The 13,738-nt window shown below is 64.4% G+C and carries 13 protein-coding genes; 6 read left to right on the forward strand and 7 right to left on the reverse strand.

What is annotated here, in order from left to right:
• The 3 genes from WA702_RS15560 to WA702_RS15570 form a co-directional block, all read right to left on the reverse strand.
• The coding region (locus tag WA702_RS15560; RefSeq protein ID WP_425111424.1) for a biotin carboxylase N-terminal domain-containing protein at window positions 1-700 on the reverse strand (700 nt) is incomplete at its 3' end.
• Window positions 701-875: 175 nt separating this feature from the next.
• Complete coding sequence (locus WA702_RS15565; RefSeq protein WP_425111425.1) at window positions 876-1,082, reverse strand: hypothetical protein; 207 nt, start codon at window positions 1,080-1,082, stop codon at window positions 876-878.
• A gap of 59 nt (window positions 1,083-1,141) precedes the next feature.
• Complete coding sequence (locus WA702_RS15570) at window positions 1,142-2,206, reverse strand: zinc-binding metallopeptidase family protein (protein WP_425111426.1); 1,065 nt, start codon at window positions 2,204-2,206, stop codon at window positions 1,142-1,144.
• 269 nt (window positions 2,207-2,475) lie between these two features.
• Between WA702_RS15570 and WA702_RS15575 the strand changes: the two genes are divergently transcribed.
• Both WA702_RS15575 and WA702_RS15580 read left to right on the forward strand, forming a co-directional pair.
• A complete protein-coding gene (locus WA702_RS15575) occupies window positions 2,476-4,941 on the forward strand; it encodes a PAS domain S-box protein (protein ID WP_425111427.1) in 2,466 nt (821 codons plus the stop codon).
• Window positions 4,942-5,067: 126 nt separating this feature from the next.
• A complete protein-coding gene (locus WA702_RS15580; RefSeq protein ID WP_425111461.1) occupies window positions 5,068-6,321 on the forward strand; it encodes an arsenic transporter in 1,254 nt (417 codons plus the stop codon).
• Between the two features lie 12 nt (window positions 6,322-6,333).
• On the opposite strand, the gene WA702_RS15585 is transcribed toward WA702_RS15580, so the two are convergent.
• Window positions 6,334-6,825 carry a ferritin-like domain-containing protein gene (locus tag WA702_RS15585; RefSeq protein WP_425111428.1) on the reverse strand — a complete coding sequence of 164 codons (492 nt, stop codon included), beginning with the start codon at window positions 6,823-6,825 and terminating at the stop codon, window positions 6,334-6,336.
• A 204-nt stretch (window positions 6,826-7,029) separates the two neighbouring features.
• On the opposite strand from WA702_RS15585, the gene WA702_RS15590 reads away from it, so the two are divergent.
• The gene (locus WA702_RS15590; protein WP_425111429.1) at window positions 7,030-8,883 is read left to right on the forward strand and encodes an alkaline phosphatase family protein; all 1,854 of its coding nucleotides are present in this window, start codon (window positions 7,030-7,032) and stop codon (window positions 8,881-8,883) included.
• 43 nt (window positions 8,884-8,926) lie between these two features.
• On the opposite strand, the gene WA702_RS15595 is transcribed toward WA702_RS15590, so the two are convergent.
• A complete protein-coding gene (locus WA702_RS15595) occupies window positions 8,927-9,499 on the reverse strand; it encodes a hypothetical protein (RefSeq protein WP_425111430.1) in 573 nt (190 codons plus the stop codon).
• A gap of 366 nt (window positions 9,500-9,865) precedes the next feature.
• On the opposite strand from WA702_RS15595, the gene WA702_RS15600 reads away from it, so the two are divergent.
• A complete protein-coding gene (locus WA702_RS15600; protein WP_425111431.1) occupies window positions 9,866-10,525 on the forward strand; it encodes a peroxiredoxin in 660 nt (219 codons plus the stop codon).
• A gap of 266 nt (window positions 10,526-10,791) precedes the next feature.
• Here the strand turns inward: WA702_RS15600 and WA702_RS15605 are convergent, their stop codons facing one another.
• Window positions 10,792-12,771, reverse strand: coding sequence for a DEAD/DEAH box helicase (locus WA702_RS15605; protein WP_425111432.1), 1,980 nt, complete (start codon window positions 12,769-12,771; stop codon window positions 10,792-10,794).
• Between the two features lie 178 nt (window positions 12,772-12,949).
• Here WA702_RS15605 and WA702_RS15610 point away from each other — a divergent pair, with 178 nt between their 5' ends.
• Window positions 12,950-13,123, forward strand: coding sequence for a hypothetical protein (locus tag WA702_RS15610; RefSeq protein WP_425111433.1), 174 nt, complete (start codon window positions 12,950-12,952; stop codon window positions 13,121-13,123).
• Window positions 13,124-13,177: 54 nt separating this feature from the next.
• On the opposite strand, the gene WA702_RS15615 is transcribed toward WA702_RS15610, so the two are convergent.
• Window positions 13,178-13,357, reverse strand: a complete 180-nt coding sequence (locus WA702_RS15615) for a hypothetical protein (protein ID WP_425111434.1) — start codon at window positions 13,355-13,357, stop codon at window positions 13,178-13,180.
• 133 nt (window positions 13,358-13,490) lie between these two features.
• Here WA702_RS15615 and WA702_RS15620 point away from each other — a divergent pair, with 133 nt between their 5' ends.
• A complete protein-coding gene (locus WA702_RS15620; RefSeq protein ID WP_425111435.1) occupies window positions 13,491-13,634 on the forward strand; it encodes a hypothetical protein in 144 nt (47 codons plus the stop codon).
• Window positions 13,635-13,738 lie beyond the last annotated feature (104 nt).

The raw sequence follows: 13,738 nt of genomic DNA on the forward strand, positions 1-13,738 counted from the left end.
GGCGCTGGATCGAGCATTCGCGCTCGCCGAGATAGACCACGTTGCCATGCTTGTCGCCGAGCACCTGGATCTCGATGTGCCGGGGATCGACGATGAATTTCTCGATGAAGACGCGGTCGTCGCCGAATGAGGATTTCGCCTCGGCCTTGGCGAGCGTGTAGCCTTCGGCGACCTCGTTTTTGGAGTGGGCGATGCGCATGCCCTTGCCGCCGCCGCCCGCGGAGGCCTTGATCATCACGGGATAGCCGATCTCGTCCGCAATGCGCACCGCGTGCGTCTCGTCCTCGATCACGCCGAGGAAGCCGGGTACGGTCGAGACGTTGGCTTTCGCCGCGGCCTTCTTGGATTCGATCTTGTCGCCCATCGCGGCGATGGCGCCGGGATTGGGACCGATGAACACAATGCCGGCGGCCTCGAGCGCGCGCGGAAACGCCTCGCGCTCGGACAGGAAGCCGTAGCCGGGATGCACCGCCTCGGCCCCCGTTTGACGGCAGGCCTCGACGATCTTGTCGATCAACAGATAGCTCTCGGCAGCGGCCGGCGGCCCGATCGGCACGGCCTCATCGGCCATTTCGACATGCAGCGCGTCGCGGTCGGCTTCGGAATAGACCGCGACGGTCTCGATGCCCATGCGGCGCGCGGTCTTGATCACCCGGCAGGCGATCTCGCCACGATTTGCGATCAGAATTTTCTTGAACATGTTGTCAGGCGATACCTTTGGGAGGGCTCCCGCTGCGCCGGCCGCTTTAGGCAGGCCGCGCATAACATGCTCGTCCTATAGCAAAATCAGCCGGAGGCAACCTCATCGACATCAGGGGCCGGCATGGCTCAATGCATGCCACGGCGGCGGCGCCCTCGCGAGGACCGGATGCTCGTCAGCCGGAATAAGCGTGGAAGCGCCCGCGGGCATAGGCGTGGGAGACCGCCTTCATCAGCTCGGCGACCTCGTTCTCCAGGTAATCATTGGCGACGATCAGCGCGCGGATCGCTGCTCGCAGGTCGCCGTCACAGGCCGCAATGGCCTCGTCGACCGCCGCGTCCAGTCCATGGTCGTCAACAATCGGCTGAGTATGAGGCGGCATGGGTTCGCTCCGGTCGCATCGTTCTTGTTCTCTTTTTGTTCTAAAGAGTCAAGGCCGCGTCACCCCGCCCTCGCCGCCCCCTGCAGCAGATTGTGGATGAAGCCGAGCTTGCCGATCACCGCCGGGGTCAGGATGAAGGGATAGAGGTCGCGCACGCCCATGGCGCGGGCGACGCTGTTCATGGCGAAGGTGAAGGGCAGCCACGCCTGCATGATCCTGTCGAAGTCGCCGACGATATAGGGATCGAAGCTGAGGCGCGCCGTGAGCCCGCCGATCTGGTCGGCGGGCGGCCGCACCTCCATGCCGAACTCGGACGCCATCTCGAGCGTGTCGACGATGTGCAGGTAATGCGACCAGGTCTCGGCGAAATCCTCCCAGGGATGCATGGTCGCGTAGGCCGAGACGAAATTCTGCTGCCACTCCGCCGGAGGTCCCTGGTCATAGTGACGCTTCAAAGCCTCCGCATAACTTATTGTGTCGTCACCGAACACGGCACGACAGGCCTCAAGCCGGCCGGCGTCGCGCACCAGCACGTCCCAGAAATAATGTCCGACCTCATGGCGGAAATGCCCCAACAGGGTGCGGTAGGGTTCACCCATTTCCAGCCGCCGCCGCTCGCGCTCGATGTCGTCGGCCTCGGCGAGCGCGATCGTGATCAGCCCGTTATCATGGCCGGTCATGACCTTGGTCTGGCCGTTCGGATCGTCGGCGAGGAAATTGAAGGTCAGCCCATGATCAGGGTCTTCACTCCTCGTCTTCAGCGGCAGCTTCCAGCGGATCAGGGAATAGAACAGCCGGTGCTTGGCGATCTCGAGATCACGCCAGCCGGCGAGTTGAGCTGGATCGGACAGGTTCGGCACGGTGCCGTTATGGCGGCAAGCGCGGCAATAGCCGCTGGTCTGGCCGAGATCGAGCAGCCAGTTGCAGGCATCGTGCCCGGCATTGGCGCAGAAGAAGCGCCCTTCGCCGATATCGGCGAGCGCACGGACGCCATTGTCGGCCGGCTCCAGTGCCGAGAGCGTCTGGCGCTCGGGCAGGAACGCGAGCTGATGACCGCACCGGCCGCAAACGCGGTTCTCGAAATACAGGATGTTGTTGCAGGCCTGACAGACGAACAGCTTCAAGACCTTACCCCGCTACATTCGGATCATCGTTCAGGGCCTGATGACGCCGCGGGACCCGCGTCGTTCCGAGGGCAGCGGAACTTTTACTCAAATGCTATGTTCTCCTTTGCCACGGTTCTGCTTGAAGTGTGGCGAAATCTGCCGGTTATCTTGCATCACGCCCTGCTCCACGCTGTCAGATCCGGTCCATCGTTCGAGGCTTTCGCCTTGCGCGAGGCTATGCGTTTGTCCTGGCTTGAACTGTTTTGGCTTAAACGCCACAGGTGCCCATGAGTCGTTCGGACCTTCCCGATCGCCCGACCGCCGAGACGGCGGCTGCGGCCGAGTTGCGCCTGCATCTCGAAGAGGTGGCGCGCGACCGCGACCAGGCCTATCGCGCGCTGCAGGAGCGCGAGGCTGAGCTGGCGCGCATTCAGCGGATCGGCCGGGTCGGCGGCATGGAGGTCGATCTCCGCGAGGGCTTCCACAACCGCCGCTCGCCCGAATACCTCATGATCCACGGCCTGCCGCCGGAAGCCGTCCATGAGACGCACCAGGAATGGCTGCAGCGCATTCATCCCGAGGACCGCGCGCAGGCCGAGCGGCATTTCGTCGACGCGATCAAAAGCAGGGACGACGACTACACCGCGGAATACCGCATCATTCGTCCGAGCGACGGAGAAATGCGCTGGATCCGTGTGGTCGCCCGGATCGATCGCGACACCGATGGCCGCGCGCTGCGACTGGTCGGCGCCCATATCGATGTCACCGCGCAGATGCTGGCGCAGGAGACGCTACGCGAAAGCGAGCAGCGTTTCCGCCTGATCGCCGATAGCGCGCCGGTGCCGATCTGGGTGACCAGGCTCGACCGCACCCGTTCCTTCGCCAACCAGGCCTATCTCGACTTCCTCGGCCTGCCGTTCGAGGAGGCGGTCGTGTTCGATTGGCGTAGCGTGCTGCATCCTGATGACATGCAGCGCATCGCGGCGGAATCGATTGCCGGCGAAGCCTCGCTGAAGCCGTTCGTGCTGGAGGCTCGCTACCGTCGCGCCGATGGGGACTGGCGCTGGCTGCGATCGGAATCGCAGCCGCGCTGGGATGCGACCGGCCGCCATGTCGGCTTCATCGGCGTGGCGCACGACGTCACGGCTGCCAAACAGGCCGAGATCGAGCTTCGGCGGGTTAACGAGACGCTGGAGCAGCGGATTCGGGAACGCACCGCGCAGCTCCAGTTCAACGAAGCGCGGATGCGCGCGATCTTCGAGACCAGCAACCAGTATCAGTGCATTCTCGATCTCGAAGGACGGGTGCTCCACGCCAACAAGATCGCACTCGCCGGCATCCGCGGCGGCGCCGCGAAGGTGATCGGCAAGCCGTTCTGGGACACCGCCTGGTTCCGGGGCACCGAGGGCATGCCGGATCAGATCCGGACGGCCTTCACCTCCGTGTTGCTGGGCGCGACATTCCGGGCCGAAATGCGCCTGCAGCTGCCGATCGGAGAACGCCATTTCGAGTTTGCAATGCGTCCGCTGCGCGACCAGCATGGCGCGACCACCGGCGCCATCACCGAAGCCGTCGACATCACCGAGCGCATCCAGGGCGAGGAGGTGTTGCGCCAGGCGCAGAAGATGGAGGCGGTCGGCCAGCTGACCGGCGGCGTCGCCCATGACTTCAACAACCTGCTCACCATCATCCGCTCCGCCACCGATTTCCTGCGCCGCCGCGACCTCCCCGAGGAACGCCGCCGCCGCTATGTCGATGCGATTTCCGAGACGGTCGAGCGCGCCTCCAAGCTGACGGCGCAACTATTGGCCTTCGCCCGCCGCCAGCCGCTGACTCCGCAAGTGTTCGATGTCGGCGAGCAGGTCGAGAACGTCGCGCAGCTGATCGGTCCGCTGGTCGGCGGCCGCATCCAGATCGATGTGGCGGTGGAAAATCCCGGCGTGTTCACCTTGGCCGACATCGCCCAGTTCCAGACCGCGGTCATCAATCTCGCCGTCAACGCCCGTGACGCCATGAATGGCGAAGGACGCCTGATCATTGGCGTGCGCAAGGTCGAGACCATCCCGGCCGTGCGCGGCCAGCTGGCGCGGCCCGGTGCTTTCATCGCGGTCTCGGTCACCGATACCGGGACCGGCATCGCGCCCGAGCATCTCACCGCGATCTTCGAGCCGTTCTTCACCACCAAGGAGGTCGGCAAGGGCACCGGCCTCGGCCTCAGCCAGGCCTTCGGCTTCGCCAAGCAATCCGAAGGCGATATCGCGGTGTCCAGCCAGATCGGCCAGGGCGCCACCTTCACGATCTATCTGCCGGAGGCGGACAGCCCCACGCCGGAAGCCGATGCCGCCATTGTGCGCCATGAGCCGGCGACGATCGGCCGCGGCTATCGCGTGCTGGTGGTCGAGGACAATGACGAGGTCGGCCGTTTCTCCACCGAGTTGTTGGAGGATCTCGGCTATGTCGTGCGGCGCGTCGCCAACGCCGCCGATGCACTGACCATTCTCGCCGAGGACGAATTCGCCGTCGATCTCGTGTTTTCCGACGTGATCATGCCCGGCATCAACGGCCTCGAGCTCGCCGGCCTGATCCGCGACCGCTATCCCGGGCTGCCGGTGGTGCTGACCTCAGGCTACAGCCACGTGCTGGCGGAGAACGCCCATCACGGCTTCGAGCTGATCAAAAAACCCTATTCAGTGGAATCGCTCTCGCGCATCCTGCGCAAAGCGATGGCGGAGAAGGTGCCGCTGCCGCGGTGAAGGATTGCTTCGCTTTGCCCACCCTACAAACTGCCGCTACAGAAGCAGTTGTTACCCGGCAGACAACGCCGTCACCTTCGGCTATGCCGGCGCCATGATCCCGCAAATCCCATCTCTCTTGTGACTATGCCCCCACACGATACGCTGCTCGCTCTCGCCATCATCATCGTGGCCACCGCCGGCGTGATCGTCAGGCCGTTTCGGCTATCCGAGGCGATCTGGGCGATCGCTGGCGCCATCGCGCTGGTCGCCCTCGGCCTGCTGCCGCCGGGCGATGCGCTCGTCGGCATCCGCAAGGGCGTCGACGTCTATCTGTTCCTGATCGGCATGATGCTGATCGCCGAACTCGCCCGTCGTGGCGGCTTGTTCGACTACCTCGCGGCTTACGCCGTCGATCACGCCAAGGGCTCGCCGCAGCGGCTATTCCTGCTGGTCTATGCGGTCGGCACCTTGGTCACGGTGCTGCTGTCCAACGACGCCACCGCGATCGTGCTGACGCCGGCGGTCTATGCCGCCACCCGTGCCGCCGGCGCCACGCCGCTGCCTTATCTCTTCATTTGCGCCTTCATTGCCAATGCCGCGAGCTTCGTGCTGCCGATCTCCAATCCGGCCAACCTCGTGGTGTTCGGCGAGCGGATGCCGCAGCTCACCGACTGGCTGCGCCAGTTCACCCTGCCCTCGATCGCTGCGATCGTGCTGACCTGTGCCGTATTGTGGCTGACGCAGCGCCGCGCATTGAACGAGGAGCGGCTGCGCAACGACGCGGAAACGCCGCATCTCACCCGCGAAGGCCGCTTCGCCGCGTTCGGCATCGTCGCGATCGCGCTGGTGCTGTTGACGGCATCCGCACTCGACATCCAACTCGGTCTACCGACCTTCATCTGCGGCACGGTCACCGCCGCGGCCATCCTGTTGATCGGCCGCCAGTCGCCATGGCCGATCCTGAATGGCATTTCGTGGGGTGTGTTGCCGCTGGTGGCCGGCCTGTTCGTGATGGTCGAGGCGCTGTCGCATATCGGCACCATCGCCGAACTCAGCGCGCTGCTGCACCAAGCGGTCGCGCAATCACCGACCTTCGCGGCCTGGGCGGCCGGCCTCTCCACGGCGATTACCGACAACATCGCCAACAATCTGCCGGTTGGCCTGTTGGCTGGATCGGTCGCGGCCAGCGATCATTTGCCGCAGCCGGTGGTGCGCGCGATCCTGATCGGCGTCGACCTCGGCCCCAACATCTCGGTCACCGGCTCGCTCGCGACCATCCTGTGGCTGACGGCACTGCGGCGCGAGAAAATCGAAGTCACCGCCTGGCAATTCCTGAAGCTGGGACTCATCGTGACGCCGCCAGCGCTGGTTGCAGCGCTGGCGGCGGCGATCTGGTAAAGGCGGAGCCGCTTAAGCCGCGGCCTCGTAATTGACTTCGCTCTCGGCGACCTTGCTCAGGAGTTCGTCGGTCTTCTTCTCTTCATTCAAGGTCTGGTCGAGCAGCTTGATCGCCTGCTTCAAACCCAGCTTGGTGGCCCAGGATTTCAGCGTGCCGTAACGCGAGATCTCGTAGTGCTCGACGGCCTGCGCGGCGGCCAAGAGACCGGCGTCCAGCGCCTGAGTGCCCTTGTATTCGGACATGATCTCCTTGCCTTCGTCGAGGATGCCCTCGATCGCGTCGCACTTCTTGCCGCGCGCGGGCTTACCGATCAGCTCGAACACCTGCTCCAGCCGCTCGATCTGGCCTTCGGTCTCGTCCTGATGCTTCTCGAACGCGGCGGACAGCTTCTGCGACTGCGCAGCCTTGGCCATCTTGGGCAGCGCCTTCAGGATCTGCTTCTCGGCATAATAGATGTCCTTGAGCGTATCGAGGAATAGTTCGTTGAGATCTTTTTCAGCCATGTCCTGCTCCGTGTTGTGATGAGGCGACAACAAGGAAATGTAAGGCTGGTTCCTTTCAACTGGGCAGTCGGGAAGAGATCGTCAGCCCTCCCGGTTGACCCGGCGGAGCAAGGTCTTGCACCCCTTGTAACATTTCTGTCATGCAGCAAAACTAAAGGGATCGAAGGCTGCCCGCCGATCGATTTTTTCTTCAGGAGCTTTTCCATGCACCGCTCGCTGCTCGTGCTGTGCGCCGGACTGACCGTGTGGTCGGCCGGCCCGGCGTTCGCTGATAATGCGACCCCGCACAACCTCATCCTGTTCGTGCCGGACGGCCTGCGCGGCCTCAAGGTCACGCCGGAGACCGCGCCCGCCATGGCCGCGATCCGCGACAAGGGCACCAATTTCAAGAACTCGCATTCGCTGTTTCCGACCTTCACCATGGCCAATGGCTCGGCGTTGTCGACCGGCCATTATCTCGGCGATAGCGGCACCTTCTCCAACACGATCTGGACCGCTTACACATCGGTGCCGGCCGGTGACACCGTGGTGCCGTTCCTCGAGAACGACGCCGTGCTCGGCGATGTCGACGAGCATTTCGGCGGCAATTATCTCGACGAGGACACCATCCTGAAGCTGGCCCGCGCCAAGGGCTATTCGACTGCGGCGATCGGCAAGCTCGGTCCGACCTATCTGTTCGACCACACCGACTGCCCCTGCAAGCCGGGCGGCACCCATTCGGTCGTAATCGACGATGCCACAGGCTCGAAGGTCGGCATTCCCCTGTCCGACGAGGTCAAGGACGCGCTCACCAAGGTCGATTTGCCGCTGGCGACGCCCGCGCGCGGCGACAACGGCAAGGCCGGCGACGCCAAGACGCCTGGCACCACTTCGGCCAACACCGTCCAGCAGGGTTATTTCGCCGACGTCGCCACTAAGGTGGTGCTGCCGATGTTCAAGGCCCGCAACAAGCCGTTCGTGCTGGTGTTCTGGTCGCGCGATCCCGACGGCAGCCAGCATAACCAGGGCGACAGCCTCAACGCCGTGACGCCCGGCATCAACGGCCCGACCTCGATGGCCGGCATCAAGAATGCCGACGACAATCTGGCCGCGCTGCGCAAGGCGCTCGACGATCTCGGCCTCGCCGCCTCCACCAACATCATCGTCTCGTCCGACCACGGCTTCTCGACGATTTCCAAGGAAAGCAAGACCAGCCCCTCGGCCAAGGTCTCCTACGCCGACACGCCGAAGGACTTCCTGCCGATGGGCTTCCTGGCGCTCGACCTCGCCAAGGCGCTCGACCTGCCGCTATCAGACCCGAACGACAAGAACGCGGCGGTGAAGGACGGCGCCCATCCCAAGGCCGGCAACGGCGTGCTCGGCAAGGACCCGGCCAAGCCCGACCTCGTCGTCGCCTCCAACGGCGGCTCGGACCTGATCTACCTGCCGAACAAGGACAAGAAGCTTGCCGCGCGCACCGTCAAGGCGCTGCTCGCGCAGGACTACGTCTCCGGCCTGTTCGTCGACGATGCGCTGGGCGACATTCCCGGCAGCTTGCCGCTGTCGCAGATCAACCTGAAGGGCAAGGCGGCGACGCCGACGCCGTCGATCGTCGTGAACTTCCGCTCTTACGTGGAAGGTTGCGACATCCCGACCAACTGCTCGGTCGAAATCGCCGACACCGTGTTGCGCCAGGGCCAGGGCATGCACGGCTCGTTCGGCCGCGGCGACACCATGAACTTCACCGCCGCCATCGGTCCGGACTTCAAGGCCGGTTACGCCGACGCCCTGCCCGTCAGCAATGCCGATGTCGGCGCCACCGCGGCCAAGCTGCTGGACCTCAAGGCCAAACCGAACGGCAAGCTGCTCGGCCGCGTCATGACCGAGGCAATGCCGAACGGCGAAACGCCCAAGGCGATGTCGGAGACGATCAGATCTGATGCCGCGGAAGGCGGCCTACGCACCGTGCTGAAACTGCAGCGCGTCGGCTCGCAGCGCTATTTCGACGCCGCCGGCTTCCCGGGCCGCACCGTCGGTCTCGAGCAGGACAGCGAGAAAAAGAAAACGGCGGGGAGGTAATCCCCGCCGTTCGACCTCACGGCACGCGATATCGGGGGTGTGCCTACATCCCGATATCGATCATATAAGGCAGCTGCGACAGCGGCAGCGCGGTGACGCCGACCAGGGTCGCGACCATCGCCATCAGCGCGCGGTTGGACGGACGCTTGCCGCGCATCTGGCTCACCACCCATTCCAGGACATCGGTCTTGACGCCATTTGCATTGGCCGGCGCCCAACTCTCGATCGTGGTCTCCGCGGCGAGCGCAACGCTGCGCGGCGGCACCGGCAGGCCGGAAGCGGAAGCGGCATGATGGGCCACGGCCTTGGCCAGGAGATCGTCGAAGCGGCCGGCGTCGCTGCGCTCGGTTGCGGCTTCGTTGATCTCGAACAGGGTTTCGGCCTCGGCACGGCTGATCGGCTGATGGTTGACCGCGGCGGCGGTCAGGATGCGCGCACACCACGCCGCGTCGTCGGCATCGAGCACGCGGGAGAAATGGACGCGCCCGCCGGTGGTCGGGCCCTCGCCGGTGATCACGCCATCGCGGACGATCGCGAGGATCGAGGCCGCGGTTTCACAACAGGACGGTTCCAGGACGTCGGTGGATCCGACGGCCTTCTGTACAGAGGCAGACATTGTTCGCTTCTCAGTTGCTGGGTTGTCCCACCATGTCGGCTGGGACGTGAACGAGCGGTTAACGCTTCAAAACCGTGACTGCTCGCATGTGAGACGGTTGCGGATATGTCGCAGTGACGTCCGTCACGGTTCGCAAGCATCGCCCTGCGAGAGCAGCGTGGTGGGATGCAGACGTGGCGAAATCGGGGCGGGCCGCAGTCTTACGGATATTTCGCCGCAGGCCGGCGTATCAAAAGAACTTGCCGGTAAATTTGATTTGCGGGAAATCTTGTTCTCTTTTACGAGCGCCCGTTCCTTTTTTGGAGGCCAGTTCCTATAGTGGCAGGGAAGAATTTATCCATAACCAGAAAGATATGAGGTGATCAGATGGCACTGCAGATTGGCGCCGTGGCCCCGGACTTCGAGGCGGATACCACCGAAGGCAAGATCAAGTTCCACGACTGGCTCGGCGACAGCTGGGGTCTGCTGTTCTCGCATCCGAAGGACTTTACGCCGGTCTGCACCACCGAGCTCGGCGCGCTGGCCCGGTTGAAACCGGAGTTCGACAAGCGGGGCGTCAAGCTGATGGGCCTCTCCGTCGACCCTGTGGACAAGCATGCCAAGTGGTCGGAGGACATCCGGGAAACCCAGGGCGCCGCGCCGAACTACCCGATGATCGGCGACACCGACTACAACGTCTCCAAGCTCTACGACATGCTGCCGGCTGCGGTCTCAGGCGACCCGTCCAAACGCACCGCGGCTGACAACCAGACCGTCCGCAACGTCTTCGTCATTGGACCGGACAAGAAGATCAAGCTGGTGCTGGTCTACCCGATGTCCACGGGCCGCAACTTCCAGGAGATACTGCGCGCGATCGACTCGCTGCAGCTCACTTCCAAGCACAATGTCTCGACCCCCTCCGACTGGAAGCCGGGCGAGGACGTGATCATTTCCGGCTCGGTGTCCGACGAGCAGGCCAAGAGCATCTATCCGCAGGGCTGGAAGTCGCCGAAGCCGTACATCCGGATCGTCGCGCAGCCGAAATAATCGGAGGTCGAGTGGCATTTCGAATTGCGTTCGAAATGCCGTTCCGGGCGCCTGCCTTCCCATATCATTCCGGGGCGCTCGCAACAGCGAGCGAACCCGGAAATCCAGAGATTGCCACGCGAGGTTCCGGCTTCAGCCCCCGGCCCAAAACAGCTCCGCTGTTTTGTCGCGCTGGCTGCCTTAAGGGTGACGCTCAACGGACTACGTCCGAGGCGACGCACCACCCTTCGGTCCGCCGCCAATCGCTCGCAATTGTCTGACGAAGTTCACCCGCGAGGTTTTTTCCGCAGCGTCCGTCCGTTTTCGGCTTTTCCGCCCTTCCCGCGCGGTGCGTCGAACGCCTGTTTGTGTCCGGCGGGAGCGGCTTTGTCCCGATGCTTCTTCTTGCCGAACGCCGGCTCGCCGCCGAACTTCGGCTTGTCTTCGCGGAACGGCTTGCTGCGTTGCCTGGGTGCGGCCTCGTCACGCGGCTTGCCGCGCGGATGTGCGCGATGGCGCGCCCCGTGATCGGCCTCTCCGGTGTCGCGCCTCGGTGCGTGCGATCGCTTGTCGGAAGCCACCTGCCCCGACTGCGCGTCCCCCAGCGGTTCGATCCGGATATTGTCTTCCTTGTCGGGACGCCGGATGTTGGCGGCGAAGGACGCGACGACCCGTTCGGCGATTTCGAACTCGGTCGTCGTCTCGGAAATCTTGATGGCGCCGATGTCATGCTTGTCGATGCCACCGCGACGGCAGATCATCGGCAGCAGCCAGCGCGCTTCCGCATTCTTCTTGCGGCCGATCGCGGCCCGGAACCAGACGCTGGGCTCCCCCATGCCGTGACGGGGCGATGGTTTTCCCGTCTTCAATCGGGGACCGGGCGGTGATCGATCGTCATCCCGCGATGCCCTTGGAATCTCGCGACCACGATCGTTGCGAGAGCGGCCGCGATCCTCGTTGGCGTCGAGGATGTCCTCGGGCGCGGGAAGCCGCGCGCGATAAAGCCGCGCCAGCGCCGCCGCGATCTCTTCCGGCGACCGCTCGGCAAGCAACGCCTGCGCCAGCGCCGTATCCTCCGCCGTTGTCTCCTCGGTGAAGACGGCATCGTGCAGCATGCGCTCGTGATCGAGCCTGCGGATCTCGTCCGCCTGTGGCGCCGTGCCCCAGACCGCGTCGATGCCGGCGAGGTTCAACAGCGTTTCCGCGCGCCGGCGGCGTGCGGGTGGCACCAGGAGGACGCTGACGCCCTTGCGGCCCGCGCGACCGGTGCGGCCCGAGCGATGCTGCATCACCTCCGGATCATTCGGCAGGTCCGCATGGACGACGAGATCGAGATTGGCGAGGTCGATGCCGCGCGCCGCCACGTCTGTCGCCACACAGACGCGAGAGCGGCCGTCGCGCAGCGCCTGCAGCGCGTTGGTCCGCTCGTTCTGCGTCAATTCGCCCGACAGCGCCACCACCGAAAACCCGCGCTCCAGCAGCGCCGCCTGCAAATGCCTGACAGCCTCGCGCGTATTGCAGAACACGATCGCGCTCGGCGACTCGTAGAACCGCAAGGTGTTGACGACCGCGTGTTCGACATCAGCGGGGGCAATCCGGATGGCACGGTACTCGATATCGGCATGCCCGCCTTCATCGCCGGCGACCTCGATCCGGAACGCCCGTTGCTGGTACTGCTTGGCCAGTGCCACGATGCCGCGCGGGAATGTCGCCGAGAACAACAAGGTGCGACGCGTCTCCGGCGTGGTCTTGAGGATGAATTCCATATCCTCCCGGAAACCGAGATTGAGCATTTCGTCGGCTTCATCGAGCACGACGGCCTTCAGCTCCGAGATGTCGAGACGGCCGCGCCGCAGATGGTCGCAGAGCCGGCCGGGCGTCCCGACGACGATGTGGGCGCCGGCCTCGAGCTCGCGCTGTTCGCGGCGCGGATCCATGCCGCCGACGCAGGAGACGACACGCCCGCCGGCATACCCATAAAGCCATGCGAGTTCGCGATGAACCTGCAACGCAAGCTCGCGCGTCGGTGCGACGATCAAGGCCAGCGGTGCGGCGGCCGGCTCAAATCGCTCGGCTTCGCCCAAGAGGTCTTTTGCAATCGCCAGCCCGTAAGCAACGGTCTTGCCCGAGCCGGTCTGGGCCGAGACCAGAATGTCGCGGTCGACGGCGTCCTCGGCAAGGACGGCGTTCTGAACCGGGGTCGGCTGCTCGTAGCCGCGCTCTGCCAAAGCTCGGGCGAGCGGCGAACTTGTGATCGGAAATGGCACGAAATGGAACCTTTGATGATGGGGGCTCGGCGGCCCGCATACGGGGCGGCGGCCTGTTGCGGTCGCTTTACGCTACGTCAGTCCAAATCACCATGCCCGGGGACCGAACTGTCCATCTGCGTTAACGCCGCGCCGTCTTGACCGACCCCCGGCACCGGCCCTAGCCTGAAGCTCGCGGTTGCAAGCCGTGCCGGGACGAGAGCGTCGCCTGCGTCCGTACGCTGCACTGCTGGAGCACGGCCTGCCGCGCGCCATTCCCGATGGCGATGATCCCGCCTGGGTTGTTGTCGACGGGCGCAGAAAGCTGTTTTCGGACGAGGTCCGCGAGGTCCTGCTCGCCGGCGCGGCTTGATGTCGTCGGACATCGATCAGCATCGCAGCAGATGTCCCGCCAGCCGGGCCTCCCCTAGCTCTTGCCGGCCGTTTGTTCGATGGCCTTGCGGACCTCGGCAGCGAGCACGCTGTAATGCTCCGACAGCTTCGCGAACAGCTCGCGCTTGTCCTTATCGGTGGTCAGATCGGCAATCAATGCGCATTCGGAAGCCTCCGTCAGGAGCTTCTCCAGTTGCTGCACCATGTCCTGCATTGGCATTCCGCATTGAGGCAGCATCGCACCGCCGCGACCATTGAAGCCGATCTGTTACCACTTTTTCCCAAAATATGAAACCCGGCGGCGTCACCCACGTTCTATGGTCGTGATTGCCAAAGCGGTGGGCCCGATGCGTGCGCTGGATCAGGTGCTGAACTTGTTGCTGACGGCCGTGTTCTCGCTCAGCATGCTCCTGGCGGCGCATCTGTTCATGCAGCACCGCACTGCACGCGAACTGCCGACCGTGATCTGGTATCGATCCGGTCCGACCTGATCGACGCAAGGGCGCGGCGGGGAGCGCCTCCAGCGCTTTCCGATTTTTCCCGCCATTGCAGGAACCAGCATCGCGCGTTTCTGTTGGCAGGGCGGGCAATGATC

This window comes from Bradyrhizobium sp., assembly GCF_049798375.1.
Lineage (GTDB): Bacteria > Pseudomonadota > Alphaproteobacteria > Rhizobiales > Xanthobacteraceae > Bradyrhizobium.

What these genes read in the sequence shown, in the direction of transcription:
- WA702_RS15615 (WP_425111434.1), bottom strand. Translation starts at nt 13,357, where the DNA reads ATGCAGGACATGGTGCAGCAACTGGAGAAGCTCCTGACGGAGGCTTCC.
- WA702_RS15620 (WP_425111435.1), top strand. Translation starts at nt 13,491, where the DNA reads ATGCGTGCGCTGGATCAGGTGCTGAACTTGTTGCTGACGGCCGTGTTC.
- WA702_RS15585 (WP_425111428.1), bottom strand. Translation starts at nt 6,825, where the DNA reads ATGGCTGAAAAAGATCTCAACGAACTATTCCTCGATACGCTCAAGGAC.
- WA702_RS15565 (WP_425111425.1), bottom strand. Translation starts at nt 1,082, where the DNA reads ATGCCGCCTCATACTCAGCCGATTGTTGACGACCATGGACTGGACGCG.
- WA702_RS15580 (WP_425111461.1), top strand. Translation starts at nt 5,068, where the DNA reads ATGCCCCCACACGATACGCTGCTCGCTCTCGCCATCATCATCGTGGCC.
- WA702_RS15590 (WP_425111429.1), top strand. Translation starts at nt 7,030, where the DNA reads ATGCACCGCTCGCTGCTCGTGCTGTGCGCCGGACTGACCGTGTGGTCG.
- WA702_RS15600 (WP_425111431.1), top strand. Translation starts at nt 9,866, where the DNA reads ATGGCACTGCAGATTGGCGCCGTGGCCCCGGACTTCGAGGCGGATACC.
- WA702_RS15575 (WP_425111427.1), top strand. Translation starts at nt 2,476, where the DNA reads ATGAGTCGTTCGGACCTTCCCGATCGCCCGACCGCCGAGACGGCGGCT.
- WA702_RS15595 (WP_425111430.1), bottom strand. Translation starts at nt 9,499, where the DNA reads ATGTCTGCCTCTGTACAGAAGGCCGTCGGATCCACCGACGTCCTGGAA.